The organism is Candidatus Symbiopectobacterium sp. NZEC135, from assembly GCF_025962695.1.
In genome coordinates this window covers 1-948 of the sequence record NZ_JAGFPF010000776.1, presented here as the reverse complement: position 1 = coordinate 948, position 948 = coordinate 1, and the positions used below count along the sequence as shown (strand labels likewise).

At 57.1% G+C, this 948-nt stretch carries 1 pseudogene; it reads left to right on the top strand.

The annotated features are described in order from the left end of the window. A pseudogene (locus tag J5224_RS30370) lies at positions 1–948 on the top strand (hypothetical protein); the annotation flags it as partial.

The window sequence follows — 948 nt, the reverse complement described above, 5'->3', positions numbered from 1 at the left end:
GGACAGCGCGGGTAATAATACGGCCAGTGTGGTCAAGGTGGATGCCACCACGGCCAGCGCAGGCCATGCGCCGACATTGAGTGCCACCGGCAGCAACCCGGTGTTTATCGGCGGGATGGCGGGCTCAGTTGATCTGTTCAGCGGCGTGCTAGCCAATACCAACGACAGCGGCCAGACCTTCAGTTCGCTGACCTTGACCGTTTCCAATGTCACCGACAGCGGTGAATTTATCAACGTTGGCGGCAACAATATCAATCTGAGCGCCAACAGCAGCGGCACTCTGACCGGTATCGGCAACTACAGCGTGATACGCTCCGGTAACACCGTCACGCTGCAATTAAGCGGCATGAGCGCCAGTAACAGTGAGATCGCCGGGTTGGTAGATGGCTTGCGCTATGGCAATAGCAGCGCCAGCGCCACCGCGGCTACCCGTGCTGTCACCCTGAGCGCCGTCAGCGACAACGGCGGCAGCAACAACAGCACAGCACTCAACCTGGCCTCAAACGTGAACGTGCTTGCCAGCAACAGTGCCTTGTATGTCACCGCCGGCGATGATACCGGCGACGATGCAACTTTTGGCAGTTCGGTACAACAGGATGCCAATGACGGCGGCGGGCTTAGTCTGCGTGAAGCCTTGTATTGGGCGAATAACACGGTGGGTATCGATCGTATCGTGTTCCAGACCGACGTAACCCTCGCCAGTTCCATTCTGTCGCCGACCGACAGCGTGCTGATTGACGGCCAAAGTTTCACCCTGAACGGTGGCGGCTATTCCGGTTTTCAAATCGTTACCGGATCCATCACCTTGGCGATCCAAAACCTGACACTGACCAATTTCACCACCGATTACAGTACCGACACCGGCGGAGTGTTTGGCATCAGCTACAGTGCCACCGATGTCAACTTCCGGCTGTACAACGAGCATATTTCAAGCAACCGTGACACCAT